This window comes from Pseudomonas vlassakiae, from assembly GCF_014269035.2.
In the GTDB taxonomy this organism is placed as follows: domain Bacteria; phylum Pseudomonadota; class Gammaproteobacteria; order Pseudomonadales; family Pseudomonadaceae; genus Aquipseudomonas; species Aquipseudomonas vlassakiae.
The window spans coordinates 1-20,349 of record NZ_JABWRP020000015.1; the positions used below are offsets into that span (position 1 = coordinate 1).

Sequence of the window (20,349 nt, forward strand, 5' to 3'; positions counted from 1 at the left end):
GGCCTTGCGCGGTGACTTCATAGGCGTGCCAGATGCGTTGGTCGAGCAGCACGTAGAGATAGCCGCTGCGCAAGGTGCGCAGGCCGATGCGGGTTTGCGTGGCGGGGTCACTGCCGGGACGGGTATCGGGGACCACGGCGCGGCGCAGGGGGAGGATAGGCAGGCCCGGGCGCTGGCAGGCTTTGCAGGGGGTTAGGAGGAATTCGACTTCGGCGACAGCGTCGGCAATGTCTTGAGTGATGCTCATGGAAAGTCCTCGTCTAACAGCTGGTGACGTTCGAGCTGCAATTCTGATTAGTATTCCTAGTCAGTCGTTGAAACTAAGCTGAAGCCGGAACACTAACGAGGAATCACTTCGTTGTGAAACTTTCTACGTCTTAAAATGTTGTAGGAAAGGTTACCTAAAGAGTAAGTTTTCTATTCTTTGAGACGGCATGTTTCAAAGCTACATATTTCGAGCAATAGATGAGTAGCAAACAATCGCTTGCATGAGTTGGCTTCAGTAATTCCTGCTCTATTTAAGATTGCAGGGTTCGCTGCGCAGCCCTTTCCGAGCGGTCCTGTACCCGGGTAAGGCCGCTCCAAAAAAGGCAAAGCCGGGCATGCATGAACATTGAATTCGGCGATATCGCCGTGCCACTATCACGCATGCCTAGCTGCCTCCGCCCGGCATGTTCGTTTTGACTGATTACACTCTTTAAGTCGCCACACAAGGAATGCTGCGGATGGTCTGCGTGTTGCTGGGTTGTGCTGCCGGTTCGGCAGGTCGCCTGTGGGCGAACAGGGTGTGCATCGGGCGTTTGTGGAGCAACCAGCCATGAGCAACGCCGGTCGCGGTGTTCCCCTGCAACTGCTGGTGGCGATGGCCATCATGCTGGGCATGCTGCTGCTCGGCGCCGGCCTGGCCTGGCAGGGCTATCACGGTATCAGCCAGGCTTTGGTGGCCGCCGCCGGCGATGCCGCGCAGCAAGTTGGCAAGACCATCGACGAACGTGCCCGGCGCCTGGTCGACCCGGCGCAGAGCAGCATCCGCCTGCTGGCCTTCAACCCGGTTGCCGTCAGCCTGGAGCAGCGCCTGGAGCGGCTGCCGCAACTGGTCGAGAGCCTGAAAGCCAACAAGATGCTCAGCGCCGCTTATGTCGGCTACCCCAACGGCGAGTTCCTGCTGGTGCGCCGCTTGCGCGACCCACAGATGCTGGAGCGCTTTGCTGCGCCGCCCGGTACCCGCTTCCTGGTGCAGAGTGTCAGCCTGGGCGAGGGTGGGGCGAGGGTAGGCGAGTGGCGCTTTTATGACCCGGCGCTGACCCTGCTCAAACGCCAGGCCATGCCGGACTATCACTACGATCCGCGCACGCGGCCCTGGTTCGCTGACGCCTCGGCGCAGGCCAACACGGTGCTGACTCGGCCCTACGCGTTCTTCACCACCCGTGAAATCGGCATGACCATGGCCCAGCGCAGCGTCGATGGCGCGTCGGTCATCGGCATGGATGTCTCGGTCGATGACCTGGCCAACGAGACCCGCGACCTGCGCATGACCCCCGGTACCGAGATCGCCGTGATCGATGACCAAGGCAGCGTCGTCGCCTACCCGGACCTGCAGCGGGTCATCGTGCATGACGGCGAAGCGGTGCGCCTGTCGCGGGTGGCCGAACTGGGCATTCCCAGCTTGCAGCAGGTCTACAACCGTTTGCCCCAAGGCACTCGACCCGAGGTGTACGAGGTGGACGGCACCCCTTGGTACGGCATGCGCGTGCAGTTGACCAACCTGGCCGGGCAGGACCTGCAGGTGCTGATTGCCGTGCCGGCGCAGGAGTTGCTGGCAAGCGCACGCCAGGTGCTGTTCCGGCAGATGCTGTGGACGGCCATGCTGATGGCCGTGTTAATGCTGTTGGGTGGCTGGCTCGGCCAGCGCATCGGGCGCCCGCTGCATCAGCTGGCCGAACAGGTGCGCGGCCTGGCCGATTTCGATTTCAGCCGCGCAGTAGGGGTGGCATCGCGGGTGTCCGAGGTAAAGGAGCTGAGCCGGGTGCTCAGCCGCATGGCCGGCACCATCCGCAGCTTCCAGGCAATTACCCTGACGCTGAGCCGGGAGAGCCAGCTGGAACGCATGCTCGATGGGGTGCTGAGCCATCTGGTGGACGCTGCCGGGGTCAGTGCGGGCGCGGTGTACCTGTTCGATGAACAGCGCGCCCAGCTGCGCCTGGCGGCCGCTTGCCGGGGCGGTGGCTACCCTGAGGCGCTGGCCGTTGGCGAAGCCGAGCACCTTCAGCTGGCCGCTACGGTAACCCAGGCCCTGGGGCTGGGCGGGCGCAGCCTGGCGCTGGTGCTCAAGGACCGTGGTCATGAGCTGCTAGGTATTCTTGTACTTGAATTGCAGCAAACGCCCGCCGAAGTCGGCGCGCCGTTCCGTCGCTTCGTCGAGGAGCTGTCCGGTGCCGCTGCCGTGGCCATCGAGACGCGTCAGCTGGTCGAAGCCCAGAAGCGCCTGCTGGACGCGATGATCAAGCTGCTGGCTGACGCCATCGATGCCAAGAGCCCTTACACCGGCGGTCACTGCGAGCGCGTGCCGCAATTGGCGCAGATGCTGCTGGACAAGGCCATGCAGGCCGACAGTGGCCCCTACGCCGACTTCAGCATGAGCGAGGCCGAGCGCTACGAATTCCGCATTGCCGCCTGGCTGCACGATTGCGGCAAGGTCACCAGCCCGGAATACGTGGTGGACAAGGCAACCAAGCTGGAAACCCTGTACAACCGCATCCATGAAGTCCGCACGCGCTTCGAGGTGCTCTGGCGCGACGCCGAACTGGCCTATTGGCAAGGCCTGGCGGCGGGCGAGGATAAAACGGTGCTGCAAAGAACCCTGGCGCACTGCCGTGGCGAACTGCAGGACGACTTCGCCTTCGTCGCCAAGGCCAATATCGGTGGCGAATTCATGCAGGATGAGGACGTCGAGCGCCTGCAGCGTATCGGCCAGCGCCGCTGGCTGCGGCATTTCGACAACCGTCTGGGCATTTCCCACGAGGAGGCGCAGCGCCATGCAGGTGCCTCGCCCGCGCCGTTGCCGGTGGCTGAATCGTTGCTGGCCGATCGGCCTGACCACCAGGTGCCTTGGGGCTCGCGCAAGCCGCCAGTGGCCAAGGACGACCCGCGCAATGTCTGGGGCTTTGACATGCGCCTGCCGGCCAATGCCAGCAACCACGGCGAGCTGTACAACCTGTCGATCCGCCGTGGCACGCTCAACGATGAAGAACGCTTCAAGATCAACGAACATATCGTGCAGACCATCATCATGCTGACCGCGCTGCCGTTCCCCCGCCAGCTGCGGCGGGTGCCGGATATCGCCGGCAACCACCACGAGAAGATGGATGGCGGCGGCTACCCGCGGCGGTTGGGCAAGGATGACCTGAGCATTGCCGAGCGGGTGATGGCCATTGCCGATATCTTCGAGGCGCTGACGGCGGCGGACAGGCCGTACAAGGCGGCGAAGAGCTTGTCGGAGTCGGTGAAAATCCTGGTCGCCATGGCCCGCGACAACCACATCGATGGGCAGCTGCTGCGGCTGTTCTTGAGCAGCGGTGTGCATAACGAATATGCCGCGCGCTTCCTGCGTGAGGACCAGATCGACGAGGTGGATGTGACGTATTGGCTGGCGCAGTTATAGGGTGCGCTGACTCACCAGGCCAGGATCGCGGCCAGTTCGACGGCGCACAGGGCGGTAACGCATACCGCCAGCAACAGGTTCACGGTGATGCCAGAGGCAATAGTCTCGGCCTGCAGGCCAGTCACATTGCGCAGGTAGCTGCGCCGCAAGCGCAGCCAGGCGGCGCCGGCTGCCAGCAGGCAAAGCACCGCCGGTGCCACCGCCAGCCAGCGATGGTGCGGCACCCAGCGCAGGAAGAAACAACTGCACACGACCATTGCCAGGATGGTCCGGCGCCACGCCAACAGCGTGCGCTCTGGCTGCAACCCCTCATCGACGTTGGCGAGTCGTGGGTCAGGCATGGAAGAACACCGCGTAGGCAAAGAACGCCATCACCAGTGATACACCAATCGACAGCGCTGGGGCGATCAGCGGGAACGGCAGCGGGCGCTTCTGGCGCATCGCCCGCTCCACATTGAGCCAGCGGACGAAGGCCGGCAAGCTCAGGAGCAAGGCCAGGCTGATCAACGCCACAGCCAGCAGGCGGCGGGTACCGGCGCTGAAGATTTCGGCCGTGAACATGTCCACGGCGATGCCGCTGGCCAGCAGTGCCAGCGCGGTCCTGATCCAGGCCAGGAAGGTGCGCTCGTTGGCCAGGGTGAAGCGCGGGTCCGGTTCCTGGCCATCGGCAAGCAGTTTGCTGGCCAGCCAGCCGCGTGAGTGCTCGGTGTTCTTGTTCAAAGGCAGTCGTCCTCCTCGGGTAAGGTCGGTGGGCACTCTTTTTGGCACCGGCTCAGTTTGAGTGGCAAACCCCGCCAATGTCCATGGTTTGCCAACCGCTGCCGTTATTCGTATGCCGTGACGCCGCTGATATGCCGCGCGGCGACATAGCCGAAGGTCAGCGCCGGCCCGAGGTTGATGCCGCCAGACGGGTACCAGCCGCCGAACACGCTGGCCATGTCGGTACCGGCCGCGTACAGGCCGCTGATTGGCTGGCCGGCGTCGTTCAGCACGCGGGCGTGGCCGTCGGTGCGCAGGCCGGCGAAGGTGCCGAAGCAGCCAGGTTGCACCTTCACCGCGTAGAACGGCCCATGCTCGATAGGCGCCACGCAGGGGTTCGGCCCCTTGTGCAACGGGTCGCCCTGTTTGCGGTTGAACGGCGTCGAGCCACGGCCAAAGGCTGGGTCCTGGCCTTGGCGCGCATGCTGGTTGAATTCCGCGACGGTGGCGGCCAGCCCTGCGGGGTCGATGCCACAAACCTGGGCCAGTTGCGCCAGGGTGGTGCCGCGTTTCAGGTAGCCGCTGCGCAGGTGCGGCCTTACCGGCAGGGGCGCCGGGCGCGCATGGCCGAGGCCGTAGCGGCGCAGGAAGCGGTGGTCGCAGACCAGCCATGAGCAGACCTCCTGGCCCTGCGGCACGGCGGCAACCATGGCCGATACATAGTCGTAATAGCCGTGTGCCTCGTTGACGAAGCGCTTGCCGTTGGCGAGCACACCGATGATGCCCGGCTTGCCGCGTTCGATGATGTGCGGGAAGTGGCCGACGCTGCCGTCGCGGTGCGGCACTTTCGACACCGGCGCCCAGGCCACCGGCGACTTGAGGTCGGTGGCCACCACGCCACCGGCCGACTCACCCAGGCGCAGGCCATCGCCGGAGCAGGACTGCGGGGGCAGGGCGAGGTTGTCGTGGCCGCTGGCATCGCGCGGGAACAGCTGCCGGCGCCTGGCCGTATCGTTGGGGAAGCCGCCTGCCGCCAGCACCACGGCCTTGGCACGGATCGCCCGCTCGCCTTGCGCGGTGGCAACCAAAGCCCCCAGCACCTTGCCGTCCTCCATCAGCAGGCCCTGGGCTGCGGTCGACTCGATCATCCGCACGCCCAAGTCGTCCGCCGACTTTGCCAGTCGTGCCACCAGCGCCACCCCGTTGACCAGGTGCATCGCCCGGCCATGGCGGGCCAGGTGGTAGAGGTGGCAGGCGAAGCGTTTGCCCACATGCAGCAAGGCGCGTGGCGAGCGGGTCATGTTGAGGAAGGCGGCAAGGTCGGCACCGGCCATGATCGGCATGCCCATGAACGAGGTTTCGCGCAGGGTCTTGCGCAGGCGCGGTAGCAGCGCGCCCAGCTGGCGGGCATCGTAAGGCGCGGCAATCACCTGGTGGCCACCGAGCGCGGCGCCGGGCGTGTCGCCATGCATGTCGGGGATGCCATTGCCGTCGGCGAACTGCAGGGCTGTGTGCTGTTCGAAGAAGGCGACCATGTGTGGGCAGGCTTCGAGGAAGGCGTCGACGCGCTCGGCGTCGTAGTGGCTGCCCAGTTCGTGGCGCAGGTAGGTGCGCGGCTGCTCGATGTCCTCGATGATCCCGGCGCGCCGGGCCAGCGGGTTGCGCGGCACCCAGGCCCAGCCACCGGACCAGGCGGTGGCACCGCCGAGCACCGGGTCTTTTTCCACCAGGATGACCTTCTGCCCGTGCCAGGCGGCCGTGACTGCCGCTGCCAGGCCGGCCGCGCCGGAGCCTATGACCAGTACGTCGCAGTCGCTTGGGAAGGGTTCGGCGGGCATTGCGGTATCTCCTGTATTATTATTGGAACACGGTTCCATAATATTCCTTTGCAGGCCGCAGCACTGCAAGGCCGGGTGCCAATAACTGGTCGATAACCGGACACTCCAATACGCGCAGGCTGCGCTGGTTGTCGACCGCATGGAATCATCTTCTAGAATCGGGCAAATTTTCAGGAATACGTGTCATGGCTGGTAGTCAGATCGAACGCGCCTTCAATCTTGTAGAAAGCCTTACCGGCGAGCCGCACGGCTTGCCGCTGCAAACCCTGGCCGAGCGCCTGGACATTCCCAAGAGCGCGGCCCACCGCATGCTTACCGAACTGGTGCGCCTGGGCTACGTGCGCCAGAACCGCGACAACAACCGCTATCAATTGTCCGCCAAGCTGGTGGCGATGGGCTTTCGCTACTTGTCCAGCAGCGGTGCGGACATCATTCAGCCCATTCTCGATCGCCTGGCCCAGGACAGCGGCGAGCTGGTACGCCTGGGGGTGATCGAGGGCCATCGCCAGACCTGGATCGCCAAGTCTCAAGGGGCTCGTTCCGGTTTGCGCTACGACCCGGACATGGGGCGTGACGCGCCCCTGTTCTACACCGCCTCCGGGCATGCCTGGCTGGCCAGCCTGAACGATGAAGAAGCGCTGCAAATGGTGTTGCGCCAAGGCATTGCCGATCCCGCCCAGTTCGGCCCCAATGCGCCGCGCTCCACTGATGAACTGCTGGCCTACCTGCACCGTGCCCGCGAGCGCGGCTATGCCTGGGTCGAGCAGACGTCGGCCATCGGCACATCGGCCCTCGCCGCCGTAGTGCGACGCCCGCAAAGCGACGAGGTCATTGGTGTGCTCAGTATTGCCGGCCCCAGCGCCCGCCTGGCGCACACCCGCCTGGAAGAACTGGCGCCGTTGCTGCTGGCGGCGGCAGAAGAGCTGTCAGCGGCCAGCCGAGCGAGCGAATTATTCGCCTGAGATGCGTTTCTGGTCGGTAATCGCACAGTCTGTGTGGCAGGTCGTTCTGTAAAGCTGAACTTGGTTCTACATTGTGCATATGTCGATTCTGGAACCTGGTTTCACAATCGCTAGCACAATAACGACAAGAGGACAGCACGTTGAACGCACCCCTACGCATCGCCCTGATCGGTGCCGGCATCATGGGCCGCCAGCATTACCAGCATCTGCGCAGGCTGCCGCAAGCCCAGCTATGTGCCGTGGCAGACCCGGGCCCGCAGACCGAGGCGTTTGCCGCAGAATGCGGGGTAGCCTGCTTCGCCGATCATCGGCAGATGCTCGACCAGGCCCGCCCCGATGCGGTGATCGTCGCCAACCCCAACAACTTGCACGTCGCCACCGCCCTGGATTGCGTCGAGGCTGGCGTACCGGTGCTGCTGGAAAAACCAGTGGGCGTGCACCTGGATGAAGTGCGTGCGTTGGTCGAGGCGTCGCGCCGTCGTGGCGTGCCGGTGCTGGTCGGCCATCATCGGCGCCATAACCCGCTGATCGCCAAGGCCCACCAGGTCATCGCCGATGGCAAACTGGGCCGGCTGATCAACGTCACCGCGTTGTGGCAGCTGCAGAAGCCCGACAGCTACTTCGAGACGCCTTGGCGCCGCGAGCCGGGGGCGGGCTTTCTGCTCACCAACCTGATTCACGACCTCGACCTGCTGCGCCACCTGTGCGGCGAGGTGGTGCAGGTGCAGGCATTCACCCGCAACGACGTGCGCGGCTTTGCCAACGAAGACAGCGCGGCGGTGCTGTTGCAGTTCGCCAACGGCGCACTGGGTAGCCTGACCGGCTCCGACGCGGTCGCCGCGCCGTGGAGCTGGGAGCTGGATTCCGGTGAGAGCCCGATCTACCCGCGCCAGGACGGTCAGCCCTGCTATCTGCTGGCGGGCACCCAGGGTGCGCTGAGCATTCCGCAGCTCAAGCGCTGGCATTACGCCGAGGCCGGTTCCGGCTGGCATACACCGTTGCTGCAGAGCGAGGAGGCCATCCCCGCAGGCGAGGCCTTGACCCTGCAACTGCAACACTTCATCCGCGTCGTCCAGGGCACTGAAGCGCCATTGATCGATGCAGCCGACGCTGGCCGTACCCTGGCCCTGATCGAAGCGATCCGCCAGGCCGCCGAATCGGGCCGGGCCTGCGCGCCCGAACGGATCGCCTGATTTCTCGAACTTTGGTGAATGACATGACCGACCGAATCTTTTCCCTCGCCGCCCTGACGGTGCTCGAACTGTCGCCGCCAGACATGGTGGAAGCCGCCGCTCGCGCCGGTTACAGCCATGTCGGCCTGCGCCTGGTGCCGGCCACCGAGCAGGAACAGCACTTCCCGCTGGTGGCTGACCCCACCCTGCGCCGGCAGACCCAGGCGCGCCTGCGCGACACCGGCATCAAGGTGCTCGACCTGGAAATCCTCCGGCTCAAGGCTGACACGTGCGTAGCCGATTTCGAACCGATCCTGGCGGTCGGCGCCGAACTGGGCGGCACCGAGCTGCTGGTAGCCGGCAACGATCCGGATGAAGCGCGCCTCACCGCGCGCTTTGCCGAACTCTGCGATCTGGCCGCCGGCTATGGCATCCACCCGCACCTGGAGTTCATGCCCTGGACCGACGTGCGCGACCTGCGCCAGGCCATGCGCGTCGTGGCCAATGCCGAGCGGGCCAATGGCTGCGTGCTGGTCGATGCCTTCCACTTCAACCGCTCGCGTTCCTCGCTGGACGACCTGGCGACGCTACCGGCGCAGCGCATGCGTTATGCCCAGTTGTGCGACGTCGCCGGCCCGGTGCCGGCCGAGATGGACGAGATCCTGCGCCAGGCGCGCAATGAACGGCGCTTCCCGGGGGAGGGCGACGCCGACCTGGTCGGGCTGTTGCGTGGCTTGCCGGCTACGGTGCCATTGAGCCTGGAAATCCCTACCCGGCAGTTGCTGGAGCAGGGCATCAGTGGTGAGCAGCGGGCGCGCATGGCGCTGGACAAGGCCAAGGCTGTGCTGGCCCGCGTTCACGCGTTGTGTTCGCTGGAGTAGTTTGCCGCTGGCGGCATGACGAACAGCGCGAGGGTGGGGTACCAAACGCAGGCGTCATTCAGCAAAGTCTTCAAGGATGTTCTGGGGCAGACCCCTGGACAATATCGGCGAGAGCGAAAGCTGGGTGAAGTGGAGGCTAGGCTGGCTGACGATGCGGATTGACTTCGCGGTGGGCCCGGCGCATTGCGACGGGCCAGTCACCAATTCGTATGTCAGCTGTCTTGATGAGTTTCAGCGACGCGTTTGTAGTAAACGTCGTGCTCTATCCCATCTCAGGTAGGCCGGCACACCGCTTTGTCGATAAGTCCGATCTTCCGGAGTGTCTGGAAACCTGTCCTTTTTTGTCATTTTTGGATCAGTTGATGAGCGGCACGATGTCGGCTCATTATTGACGCAGCGAAAATGGAGACCCGCTAGCCATGCATAGACGTTTCATTGAAGTAGACGGTGCCAGGATGAGCTACGTTGACGTAGGCCAAGGTTTTCCGGTTGTACTTGGCCATAGTTTTCTCTGGTCTGCTGACATGTGGCAGCCCCAGATTGAGGCTCTTTCCCGACATTTTCGGGTGGTCGTCCCGGAGCTCTGGGGACACGGCCACTCGGACGCGCCTCCTCCGCGAACGGTAGACATGAGCGCTCTGGTCCGTCAGCACGTCGCCCTGCTTGATGCCCTGGACATTGAACAATGTCACCTGGTCGGCTTGTCGGTCGGCGGCATGTGGGGTGCGCAGTTGGCCCTTGAGCATCCCGAGCGCGTCGACCGCCTGGTACTGATGGATACCTTTCTGGGTGCTGAGCCCGAAGAAACTCGACTGAAATACTTCGGCTTGCTGGATGCTGCCAGTGCGGCAGGGGGCTTTCCCGACGCCTTGCTAGATGTGGTTGTACCGATCTTCTTCCACGCAGGTGGAGAGACGGTGCCGGATGTTCGCGAGGATTTTCGTGCAGCCCTCAAGGCCAGCAGCGCCGAGCGTATTCGCGATAGCCTTGATCCAATGGGACGGATCATTTTTGGACGGCCAGATCTTCTATCGGCAATTGCCGACCTGCAGAGCGATCGAACGATCGTCCTGTGTGGTGATCAGGACATCCCTCGGCCGCCAGAAGAAGCAAATCTCATGGCGCGTACCATCAGTTGCCTGGCAGCACTGATACCTGGCGCTGGCCACATCTCCAACCTGGAGAATCCACAGGTAGTCACCGATTTTCTCCTCAACTGGCTGCCAACCAGGCATTAAGCTGCTAGGGCTGTTATGCAGCCCTTGCCGACCTGCGCTTCAATGATCTGCTGATGGTTGCGCCGGTGGGACGATTTTGCGCATGAGGGGTACCAGAGTGACCGCGACAACGAAGCAAAGCATGATCGCCAGGAACGCGTCGGCGTAGGACAGCGTTTGCGCTTCACGCCAGGTCAGTGCCCACAGCTGGTGCAGTACGTACGGGTTCGCATCAACGCTGTTCTGGCCATGGGCCTGGGCATTTTCCTGAAGCTGCTCCAGCCAGAGGGTCAAGTTTTCATTGCGTACGTTCAGGTGCTCCGCAAGACGCAGGAAGTGAAGATTGGTCCGATCGTTGAGCAGGGTAGCGCAGGCCGCTATGCCGATTGCGCCTCCCAGATTTCTCATCAGGTTGAATAGCCCCGCAGCGAGCTTGAGCCGTGCGGGCGGCAACGCGCCAAGCGTCAACGTTACCGTGGGCGGCACGGTCAGTTGCTGAGCGAAGCCGCGAATGGCTTGTGGCAGCAGCAGCTCCTTGGCCCCCCAATCATGGGTGATGGGCGAGAAGTCCCACATGGAGATGGCGAACAGCGCGAGCCCCAGCATCATTACCCAGCGCAGGTCGATTCGGTTAGCCAGGAAGGCGTACACCGGGATAGCCAGCAGCTGAAACACCCCCGTGGAAAAAATCGCCAGTCCGATGTCCAGCGCGCCATAACCGCGGACCCGTCCCAGGAACAAAGGAGTCAGATAGACCGTGGCGAATATCCCTATCCCTGTGATGAAGGAGAACAGGCACCCCAACGCGAAGTTGCGATCCCGTAGCGCGCGCAGGTCAACGATCGGAGCCTCGATGGTCAAGCAACGCCACACAAACAAGGCACCGCTGATGCCCGCGACCCAGGACGTGAACACTATGGTGCGGTCACTGAACCAATTCCATCGCGCGCCTTCTTCAAGCGTGTACTCGAGGCACCCGAGGAACAGTGCCATCAACACGATCCCCAGGTAATCGGCGCCTTTCAACAAGCCTGGATTGGGGCGGTCCACCTTGACCAGCAAGGGCACGGCAATGGTGACGAAGATGCCCGGGAGCAAATTGAGGTAGAACAGCCAATGCCACGAGAGGGCGTCGGTGATCCAGCCTCCCACCGCGGGCCCGAGGGTGGGCGCCAACGATGCCACCGCGCCGATCACCGAGGCGGCGATCACGCGCTGCTTGCCTGTGAAGTAGATGAATGCCGTGGTGAACACCAGCGGGATCATCGAGCCGCCCATGAAACCTTGCAGGGCTCTGAAGACGATCATGCTCTGGATGTCCCAAGCCAAAGCGCACAGAAGGCTGGTAAGGGTGAAACCGGCGGCCGAGGCGGCGAACAGCCAGCGAGTGCTCATCACTTGGGACAACCACCCTGAGAGCGGGATGACGATGATCTCGGCGATCAGGTAAGCCGTCTGTAACCAGGCCGTGTCATCCGCACCTGCCGACAAGCCTCCGCCAATGTCCTTCAGCGAAGCCGAGACTATCTGGATGTCAATCAAGGCAATGAACATACCCACGCACATGCACGCAAAGGCGACGACCTTCTGTGGCGTGCTTGATGCTGGCAGCGCGCTGCTCACAGGGCGCCTACGTGTTCGCGTGCGGCATCAGGTGCCGCAGGTGCGAGGCTGTCGGCGTGGGAGTCGACCTCGGTGATCACCGACAAGCCGGGACGCAGTACACCGAACTCGGCATCGCTATCCTGAAGCAGAATTCTTACCGGTACACGTTGAACGATCTTGGTGAAGTTGCCAGTCGCGTTCTCGGGTGGAAGGATGCTGAACTGCGCACCCGTGGCGGGGGCGATGCTCTCGACGCGCCCATGGAACACTCGCCCGGGCAGAATATCGGCCTCGATGCGTGCCGGCTGGCCCACGCGCAAACGTGCCAGCTGATCTTCCTTGAAATTTGCATCCACCCACAAACCGCGGGCAGGTACCACCGACACCACCTGGCTGCCGGCTGCGGCATAGGCCCCCACCTTGGCCCTGCGATTGCCGATGTAACCATCGACAGGCGAGCGCAGTTCGGTGTAGCCAACATCCAGCCCGGCCTGCTCGCGGGCCGCCTCGGCCTGTGCCAGAGCGGCTCTGGCCTGCTCGCGCTGCGTCTCGATGACCACCAGTTGCTGCTGTGCCGCCAATACCCCGGCTGCGGCATGGTTCTGCTCGGCCTGGGCTGTCTTCCAGACGGCATCGGCGTGCTGGGCATTCTCAAGTGAAACCGCGTGGCTGTTCAGCAGCACTTGGGCCCGGGCTTTATCCTGCAGCGCGCGTTCGGTTTGCGCCTGACGCGCCTGAAGCTGCGCCTTGGCCTGGCTGATCAAGGAGTGCTGGAGCTGTTCCGTTGCGTCCAGGTTGGCCAGGCTGGCACGTTGTGCTGCGACAGCCCCGTCGGCTTTTGCCAGAGCAGCCCGGTAATCGCTGGCCTCGATACGAACCAGCAGGTCCCCGGCTTTGACGAACTGGTTGTCCGCCACCGCGACGTCCTTGATATAGCCCGGAACCTTTGTACTGATCACTGTCACGTCCGCGCCGACATAGGCATCGTCCGTACTTTGCAGGAAGCGGCCGATCGCCCACCAGTGGCCAAAGAACGCTACCGCCAACGCAATGGCAAACACCAAGGCTGCCAGCTTGAGCCGCTTGTTGCGGGCTTTTGCGCGCTCGCCAGTGGGGGGAGCGGCCTGCGCGCTGTCGATCGGGGCGTCGACGGAAGCGTTCATTACTGTCCGCTCCTGGTCGAGTCTGGTTGCGGGAAGGGGCTGACCCAAAGTTTTTCGTGCCGATACCCTTCACCGGCTTCCACGCGCCAATGCGTAAGGGGGTCTGCATCGGGCGAAATATGCAGGCGGTGGTCTTCAACGGTAATCGACTTGCCCGTGTTGCTGTCCGTCAACGTCAGGGCGACTGGCTCGCCAGTTGCTACATCGGCCAGATAGACCTTTTTCGAGCCTTCTGCATGTTTGGCACCCCACGTCATCAAGGTCAGGATCACCGGGCGAAGATCACGCCCCGCCTCTGTCAGAAGGTACTCGAAGCGGGGGGGATTGTTTTGATAAGGCCGGCGCTCAAGCAAGCCCGCGGCGACCAGATCGCTCAACCGTCGGGTTAGCGTGTTGCTGGCGATGCCCAGGCTGTGCTGGAACTCATCGAAGCGACGCAGACCATAAAACGCGTCCCTGAGCAGCAACAGGCTCCAACCGTCGCCGATGAGTTCAAGTGCGCGTGCCACTGGGCATGGCATCGACTGGAAGCTGGCTTTTTTCATGGTTCGCCCCGAGCGTGGACCGGATGTATGAAATCACTATTCCACTATGACTTTCATTATGCAAGTCACTTTGATTGAAATGTGATCCGGCTTTGGTACCTCCGTGCTTAGGAGCCTGTGATTAAAGCGGCACTGAGCCGCTTTCGCCCTTGGAAGTGTTCGCTTTCACTGCTCTAGAGCGGCCATGGCGATTCTGATGTCATGCTCAGGTGTGTCGCCGCTAACGCCTATAGCACCTACGACGACTCCATTAGATTTAACTGGTAGACCTCCCTTCATCATGACGAAACCTGAGGTGATCGCTGCCGCCCGACCGCTATTCACGCTGGTTTCCAAGTCACCTGAAGAGCGCTTGAAGATTGCCGCAGTCTTTGCCTTTCCTTGGGCCAGTTCTATCCCGGCTACTACTGGAGCACCGTCCATTCTTGCGGTGAGGACCGGCCATCCACCGTCGTCAACGATCGCGATGGAACACGGCCATCCATGCTGGGCGGCATAGGCCTGGGCTGCGGCAGATAGCTGCTTGGCTTCCGTTAAGCTAAGGGTCGGCTTTGTAGTGGGGGCTGTTGTCGGTTCTGCAAGCACGCCGGAAGCTGCAAGAGCTGCAGCAACCACAGTCAGTCTCCGGATCATTTTTGATAGTCCTTTTGCTCTCGGTCGAGAAATCAGCTGTCGGAGGAGATGATTGGAATCATTGGTTTGGTTTCATGTTCAGAGTTGGCATGACGCCAGAGTTTGGCAGCGGCCGGCGTAGGTAGATGCCAACGATCAACGCAGCAAGCATTCCCAGAATTCCGGCCACGAATAGCATCTGGGAAAAGCCTTGCATGAAAGCGAGTTCGGCAGCGACGCGGACAACTGCCTTGGATGCTTCCGGAATGGTTTCTAAGGCACTGTGCAAATCACCTGCTGCGGTGCTCAACGCAAGCCTTTCTGCTTCTAAGGACAGTTGAGGGGCTATCGTCCTGAGCGAGTCCTTGAGTGCATCCCTCGTGAATACCACGAGCAGTGCTCCATAGACCCCAATGGCAAGACTGATGGCCGAGAATCGCATTGTTGTGCTCATGCCTGAACCCATGCCTAGGCGATCTGGAGGGATACAAGCCATGATGTTTTTCTGAGTGTCGCCGTTCAACAATCCAGCACCGGCACCAAGCACCGTGCTTGCCATCGCGAAGAGCAGATAGCTACCGGAGGTGGCTACCATGGCGCAAACAACGTTACCCAGGCCCACCAGCAGCAGGCCTATGCTCATGATTGTGGCGGGGTGAATGTTCTTCGGCAAATAGGCACCTACTCGCGGCATCAGGAACATGGCCAGAGCAAATGGCAGCATCCCGAGTCCCGAGGTTATGGCCGAAAAGCCTAGGCCAGCCTGCAGGTAGAATGGCAGGAGGGTCATCATGACCTGCGCACACGCGGCATACGAAAACATGCCCAGCAGCGCAGCGTTAAAGCGGGCATGCTTCATCAGGTCGAAGTCGACCATCGGGCGTGGATGACGCTTCTCGAAAATTACGAACAGCACCATCAGCAGTAGCCCTGCAGTCAAGCGCAGGGTAGTTGCTGTTGATTGCCACCCCGCGCGGTTGGCTTCAATGAGGCCCCACATGATGCAAGCCAAGGAAGCGCTGAACAGCAACGCTCCAACTGGATCAAGCCGTGACGCCTTTTTGTTGCCAGACTCTGGAATCAGGCGATGCACTGCCCACATGAGCAACAAGCTCACCGGAACGTTCAGCCAGAAAATCCATCGCCATCCGATCGTAGTGGTGATGAGCCCACCAAGGAGCGGAGCGCTAGTAATGACGATCCCCATTGTGGTTCCCCAAAATGCCCATGCTTTGGCACGAGCTGGTTCGTTGGGGAAGCAATGGCCGATGCTTGCCAGTGCAGACGTTAGGAGTAAGGCTGCTCCTACACCCTTGAAAGCGCGGGCTACATCCAGGAGCAACAAAGTCGGAGCAGCTGCACAGGCAGCCGATGCCGCGGCGAAAATTGTCAGACCAATCTGAAGCGTTCGTTTTCTACCGAACCTGTCGGCCAGGCTTCCTGCAGGTAACAAAAGAGCTGCGAAGCTCAGTAGGTACGCGCTTACAACCCATTCAATGTCGGTAAGGGTGGCATTCAGCTCGCGAGCAATGGTCGGTAAGCTCACCGCGACAATGTTCGTGTCGAGGATGATAAGCGCACATACCGCGGATGCCGTTGCGAGGATCAATCCTGGATTTTTGTAGGTCGGTTCGCTAGCCAATTTTCGCATTCCTGAATGGTCAGTCCTCGATTTTATCTGGCAGCAATCGATCAAGATCTCTCATCGATGAACGATTTCGTTAGCTAAAAACTAACGCAGGTATGGCGGCTGTGCGCTGGCCCGCGCTAGAAGGGTTTCCGGGACTTTCGTCAATTTGTTGAAACTGTTTCACTACCCTTTGGGTTTCACGTGCTAGTGGAAGTGATCAAGCTAAGGCATCAACACACTGAGTGCTCGCCATGACTAGTACGATTACCGTTGTAGCGCATATCACCGCAGATCCATCATCAGTAGCAGAGGTTCACAGCGCCCTGCTAATAGCTGTCGAAGCAACGCAGTCAGAGCACGGGTGTCTTCATTATCGTCTTTTTGAAAACATGGACACTCAAGGCCACTGGACCATGCTTGAGCTTTGGCAAAATGATGATGCGCTGACTCAACATACACTCGGTGAGGCGTTTAAAAATTTAAGTGCGGCTATTGACGGCAAAGCGAGTGTACAGGTTTACCGCTTGGCTCCAGCTGCTTCTGCTGTACAGGTGGAGTCTGTTGTAAACCCAAACTTCTGGCTTGGAAACGGTTTGCCATGAGCTTTAAGCTAACGTAACGGCTAAGTTTGGTTTCGGACGTGTTCGGTTCTCAGGTGAAACATAAAGTAGTGGAAATCAGACATTTTAAGTATTTTTTGGCGGTGGCTGAAGCCAGTCATTTTACTAGGGCCGCATTTCGCCTAAATATCGCCGTTCCAACGCTGAGTCGACAGATCAAGGAAATGGAGGAAGAGTTAGGAGTTCAACTTTTCGTCCGAGCACAGCGCAAAGCGACTTTGACCGAAGCGGGTAAGGCGTTGCTTACAGAGGCTCGTGATGTTGTCTATCGATTCGATATCGCTCAAGAGCAAGCGCAACGCGCCGGGCGGGGTGAAAATGGGCACATCGAAATAGGATATGTTGCCTCGGCAGTGTTCAACGGAGCATTGCAGAGGCATACGACGACGTTTAAGAAGGCTTTCCCCGGCGTGCAATTGTCCTTGCGCGAATATCCTATGTTAGAGCTTCCTCGGCTAGTGGCGGAGGGGCGCATTGATCTCGCCTACGTGCGAGCGCCCATGGTACTTCCGGCTGAGTTGAAGGTCGCGCATCTAGATGAAGAAGGTTATGTGCTTGCGTTACCTTGCTCGCATCCGCTCACCTCTCGTCATTGCATCGATCCTGGTGATCTGGGTGATGAGTTGTTCATATTGCCAGAGCAGGTCTCCGGGACGATCACCGTCGGCAGTTTGGGCGCGTTCGTCCCAAAGCTTGGGCCCCAGCCCGGGAGCTTAGTCGCGGTATTGGCTCTGGTGGCACTGGGACAAGGGGTTTCTATCGTGCCGAAATCGGCAGCCGTCGCAGTGAGTCTACCTGGAGTTACCTTCCGCCCCGTTAATGGTTTGGAGGAAGTGTCTTGGCTAGGCTTGGTGAGCAGGCGGCACGATCAAGCTCTACCAATCAGAAACTACCTTTCACTCCTCGGTTGAGGAGTGAAAGAAAGGATGAACGTTAGTTGTTACCCGTTGAAGCGCGCCCTCTCAAATGATTCGTGGGCAGTGCAGTCGTATATTTAACTTGGCTAAGTGCGAAACTCGACTTGATGCTTGCCACAACGGGTATGGTGGTCAAGCAGTCAAGCAGTAGCGCCTGATACTTTGTCAGGTCTTCGCTTACCACCCTCAGCATAAAGTCCGCCTCGCCGCTCATCAAATAGCACTCCATCACCTCTGGGCGCTCCCTGATTGCGTTCGTAAATACTTCTAGAGACTGCTTGTCCTGGAGTTTGAGCGACACGTGTACGAATACATTTATTGCAAGACCGAGCGCTGCAGGATCAACTAGCGTTACGGCGCTTCGTAAGATCCCACTTTCCTTCATCTCTGAGACACGTCGCCAGCACGGCGAAGTTGAAAGCCCTACAATTTCAGCGAGTTCGGCATTGCTTAACTCCGCATTTTCTTGGAGTGCATCAAGGATGCGCAGGCTAGCGTCATCGAGCTTCGAGCGGCTCATGGTAAATTTTTCCTCTGCATGAGAGCTTTCCAATGAAATGTACCGGTATTTCTACTTCTGAGGAAGAGATAGGTACGTTTTTTCGCATGCCCAAAAATATCATGGTGCTACGTAACTAGATTGCAACGAGGTGGCACCATGCGCGCTTCAACTCAGCAAGTGTTAAAGACTCGCACCAAAAATTTTGGGATATCTTCGATTTACGTCTGGCTTGGTGTCATGGTGCTTCTGTGGGGAAGTAGCTGGCCGGTTACCAAGCTTGCATTGCATGACGTGCCTCCGCTCTGGCTGGCTACCATTCGTTTCGCCAGTGCCGCGGTTTGTCTTTTTGCCTATCTGGTCGTGAGAGGACAGCTCAAGCTTCCCGTTATAGAGGATGTGCCAATCATCGCAAGCGTGGGTTTGTTGCAGATGATGGCTTTCACAGGTCTGGGTATGGTGGCGATGGTTCATGTCGACACTAGCCGCGCTGTGCTCTTGGCATACACAACGCCACTGTGGTGTGTGGTTGTCGCCTGGGTCATGTTCCGTGAAATGCCCTCTAGGTTGCAGGTTGCAGGGCTTGTCATAGGGATGTCAGGAGTCGCGGCTGTGTGCTCCCCAGGAGAGCTCGAATGGACAAATCAGGAAACAGTGTTGGGGGCAATATTCCTGCTTCTTGCAGCGGTCAGCTGGGCAATTGTCATCCTTCATGTGAAACGTCATCGGTGGGTGACCCCGCCTCTGGCGCTTGCCCCGTGGCAGATGCTCTTGGCTACCATACCGTTGGCGATTGCAGCATATGTCAGCGAAGGCTCACCAACATCCCTTGTCTTGGATAGGAAACTGGCTGAGGAATTGTTCTTCATCGGGCCGATTGCGACATCGGCGTGCTTTGTGATTTCTGCGGAGTACGGACGGCGAATTTCGACGTTTGGCATGTCAAATTTCACCCTTGGGGTACCTCTGATTGGAACAGTGTTCTCTTGCTTGGCTTTTGGTGCGACCGTTTCCACCATGTTCCTTGCCGGGCTCGGCCTGGTGGTTTTGGGGGTCGTGGTCTCTGCATTAGCTTCGCGTTCCCGCCGGACCTAAACCATAAAGTTTGGCGGAGGCTTTTCGATAAACCCGTTTCAGAGCTCGCAATGCGTAAGGCATTAGCTCTGAAACGGGTGCAGTGAGGTTACTTAGGGTCTATGCGATAGACGCTCAGTGGTCGCACGACCTTCGATGCGCCATCGTTGAACAAGCCTACTCGATCGACTTGCGCTGCCGGCAAGTACAATCTGCCCTGGTTGTCGAACGCAGGTGCATCGACCCAGTGCAGGCGAGTGTCCTTTGCAATGGTCTGAATGGTGCCGTCAGTGGCGATTCGCTTGACGCTATCTTCAGCTAGGTCACTGAAGTAGAAATTGCCCTTGCTGTCCATGACTGTCCCACCGACCGGCGGCAGATCTCGCCAGAACTCGACATGTTTGATGAGCTCAACTTCAGGCAAGTTGGCATCATCCAGCCAGCGCGTTTCAATCTTGTGCCAAGGGCCTTCCAACGGTGCAAAGTAGAGCCATTTCCCGTCCGGGGATACCTCAAGGGGATCGGAATGCACCCTCAATGCTGTCCCATCTGGCGCTCTGACTACTTTGCCGCTCAGGACAATGTCGCGGTTCTTGGGCGCGCGTACAGCAGGAGTGGTCGTTAAGACGCGCCGGGCTTTGTTGGTTTCGAAGTCCAAAACAACGATGCCAGGAACGCCAGCGTCCGTCAGGTAGGCATGCTTGCCATTGAGGCGGATATCGTCGATGTAGCTATGTTCTTGAGCGATGCTGCTGTCGAATGGGATGACCTTGATCACTTCGCCGCTTTTTAGGTCAACGACCACGACCTTTGCACCACCTGGAATGACTTTGCCGCCGAAGTCAGTTACGCCTGCATCGACAATCCACAGCCGGCTATTGTCATCAACGCGCATGGCATTGACATTGACGAAGCGCTGTTCGGCTGGAATGGTCGCGTCATTGCTATTCCATCGCTCATTTGGAAAGGGATGGGGCTGGCCAGCTTGGTCTAGCTTCGATACGGATGGCCCCGCTGAGCCAGTCCATTTTGGGCCCGATACGTATAGGCTTCCGGCGCTGTCCACGGCCACCGCATTCCATACAGCATTTGCCGATTGGGCTACCACGTGAAGGGTTGGCGGCAGCTCGGCGTGGGCTACACCGATAAAGCCTGCCATCAGAGCTGTTAGTACAAATCGTTTAGGGAAGGTCATTGCAAGTTCCTGTTTGAAGGGCTGGGCAATGATCATTTTTCCCATTACGCTGAAAAACC

At 60.2% G+C, this 20,349-nt stretch carries 19 protein-coding genes; 8 read left to right on the plus strand and 11 right to left on the minus strand.

The annotated features are described in order from the left end of the window. On the minus strand, positions 1-247 hold a 247-nt coding region (locus HU738_RS18635; RefSeq protein WP_217871492.1), incomplete at its 3' end, for a toxin VasX. Positions 248-817: 570 nt separating this feature from the next. Between HU738_RS18635 and HU738_RS18640 the strand changes: the two genes are divergently transcribed. Next, complete coding sequence (locus HU738_RS18640) at positions 818-3,661, plus strand: HD domain-containing phosphohydrolase (RefSeq protein WP_186603036.1); 2,844 nt, start codon at positions 818-820, stop codon at positions 3,659-3,661. Positions 3,662-3,672: 11 nt separating this feature from the next. Here HU738_RS18640 and HU738_RS18645 read toward each other — a convergent pair whose 3' ends face one another. The 3 genes from HU738_RS18645 to HU738_RS18655 form a co-directional block, all read right to left on the minus strand. Continuing rightward, entirely contained in the window at positions 3,673-4,002 is a 330-nt protein-coding gene (locus HU738_RS18645; RefSeq protein WP_186603037.1) for a DUF202 domain-containing protein, read from the minus strand. Beyond that, positions 3,995-4,381, minus strand: coding sequence for a YidH family protein (locus HU738_RS18650; RefSeq protein WP_225923498.1), 387 nt, complete (start codon positions 4,379-4,381; stop codon positions 3,995-3,997). The genes HU738_RS18645 and HU738_RS18650 overlap by 8 nt, the downstream gene beginning before the upstream one ends. 104 nt (positions 4,382-4,485) lie before the next feature. Further along, on the minus strand, positions 4,486-6,198 hold the full coding sequence (locus HU738_RS18655) for an FAD-dependent oxidoreductase (RefSeq protein WP_186603038.1): 1,713 nt from the start codon (positions 6,196-6,198) through the stop codon (positions 4,486-4,488). Between the two features lie 185 nt (positions 6,199-6,383). On the opposite strand from HU738_RS18655, the gene HU738_RS18660 reads away from it, so the two are divergent. The 4 genes from HU738_RS18660 to HU738_RS18680 all read left to right on the plus strand — a co-directional run bounded on the left by HU738_RS18660 (position 6,384) and on the right by HU738_RS18680 (position 10,451). After that, a complete protein-coding gene (locus tag HU738_RS18660; protein ID WP_186603039.1) occupies positions 6,384-7,160 on the plus strand; it encodes an IclR family transcriptional regulator in 777 nt (258 codons plus the stop codon). Positions 7,161-7,300: 140 nt separating this feature from the next. Next, positions 7,301-8,353, plus strand: a complete 1,053-nt coding sequence (locus HU738_RS18665; RefSeq protein WP_186603040.1) for a Gfo/Idh/MocA family protein — start codon at positions 7,301-7,303, stop codon at positions 8,351-8,353. 23 nt (positions 8,354-8,376) lie between these two features. Then, positions 8,377-9,213: a sugar phosphate isomerase/epimerase family protein gene (locus tag HU738_RS18670; protein WP_186603041.1), complete on the plus strand. Its 837-nt coding sequence runs from the start codon at positions 8,377-8,379 to the stop codon at positions 9,211-9,213. A 419-nt stretch (positions 9,214-9,632) separates the two neighbouring features. After that, complete coding sequence (locus HU738_RS18680; RefSeq protein WP_186603043.1) at positions 9,633-10,451, plus strand: alpha/beta fold hydrolase; 819 nt, start codon at positions 9,633-9,635, stop codon at positions 10,449-10,451. Positions 10,452-10,490: 39 nt separating this feature from the next. Here the strand turns inward: HU738_RS18680 and HU738_RS18685 are convergent, their stop codons facing one another. The 5 genes from HU738_RS18685 to HU738_RS18705 form a co-directional block, all read right to left on the minus strand. Beyond that, positions 10,491-11,996 carry a DHA2 family efflux MFS transporter permease subunit gene (locus tag HU738_RS18685; protein ID WP_186603157.1) on the minus strand — a complete coding sequence of 502 codons (1,506 nt, stop codon included), beginning with the start codon at positions 11,994-11,996 and terminating at the stop codon, positions 10,491-10,493. 53 nt (positions 11,997-12,049) lie between these two features. Further along, complete coding sequence (locus tag HU738_RS18690; protein ID WP_186603044.1) at positions 12,050-13,198, minus strand: HlyD family secretion protein; 1,149 nt, start codon at positions 13,196-13,198, stop codon at positions 12,050-12,052. Further along, entirely contained in the window at positions 13,198-13,743 is a 546-nt protein-coding gene (locus tag HU738_RS18695; RefSeq protein WP_186603045.1) for a winged helix-turn-helix transcriptional regulator, read from the minus strand. Before HU738_RS18695 ends, HU738_RS18690 begins: the two co-directional genes overlap by 1 nt. A gap of 165 nt (positions 13,744-13,908) precedes the next feature. Continuing rightward, on the minus strand, positions 13,909-14,376 hold the full coding sequence (locus tag HU738_RS18700) for a GlcG/HbpS family heme-binding protein (protein ID WP_186603046.1): 468 nt from the start codon (positions 14,374-14,376) through the stop codon (positions 13,909-13,911). A 58-nt stretch (positions 14,377-14,434) separates the two neighbouring features. Beyond that, positions 14,435-15,997: an MFS transporter gene (locus HU738_RS18705; protein ID WP_225923499.1), complete on the minus strand. Its 1,563-nt coding sequence runs from the start codon at positions 15,995-15,997 to the stop codon at positions 14,435-14,437. Between the two features lie 239 nt (positions 15,998-16,236). Here HU738_RS18705 and HU738_RS18710 point away from each other — a divergent pair, with 239 nt between their 5' ends. After that, a complete protein-coding gene (locus HU738_RS18710; protein WP_186603048.1) occupies positions 16,237-16,587 on the plus strand; it encodes a putative quinol monooxygenase in 351 nt (116 codons plus the stop codon). A 68-nt stretch (positions 16,588-16,655) separates the two neighbouring features. Beyond that, positions 16,656-17,516 carry a LysR family transcriptional regulator gene (locus tag HU738_RS18715; protein ID WP_186603158.1) on the plus strand — a complete coding sequence of 287 codons (861 nt, stop codon included), beginning with the start codon at positions 16,656-16,658 and terminating at the stop codon, positions 17,514-17,516. A gap of 22 nt (positions 17,517-17,538) precedes the next feature. Here HU738_RS18715 and HU738_RS18720 read toward each other — a convergent pair whose 3' ends face one another. Next, the gene (locus HU738_RS18720) at positions 17,539-18,042 is read right to left on the minus strand and encodes an Lrp/AsnC family transcriptional regulator (protein WP_186603049.1); all 504 of its coding nucleotides are present in this window, start codon (positions 18,040-18,042) and stop codon (positions 17,539-17,541) included. Positions 18,043-18,180: 138 nt separating this feature from the next. On the opposite strand from HU738_RS18720, the gene HU738_RS18725 reads away from it, so the two are divergent. Continuing rightward, a complete protein-coding gene (locus HU738_RS18725; protein WP_186603050.1) occupies positions 18,181-19,116 on the plus strand; it encodes a DMT family transporter in 936 nt (311 codons plus the stop codon). An 88-nt stretch (positions 19,117-19,204) separates the two neighbouring features. On the opposite strand, the gene HU738_RS18730 is transcribed toward HU738_RS18725, so the two are convergent. Beyond that, the gene (locus HU738_RS18730) at positions 19,205-20,290 is read right to left on the minus strand and encodes an L-dopachrome tautomerase-related protein (RefSeq protein ID WP_186603051.1); all 1,086 of its coding nucleotides are present in this window, start codon (positions 20,288-20,290) and stop codon (positions 19,205-19,207) included. Positions 20,291-20,349: the final 59 nt, after the last annotated feature.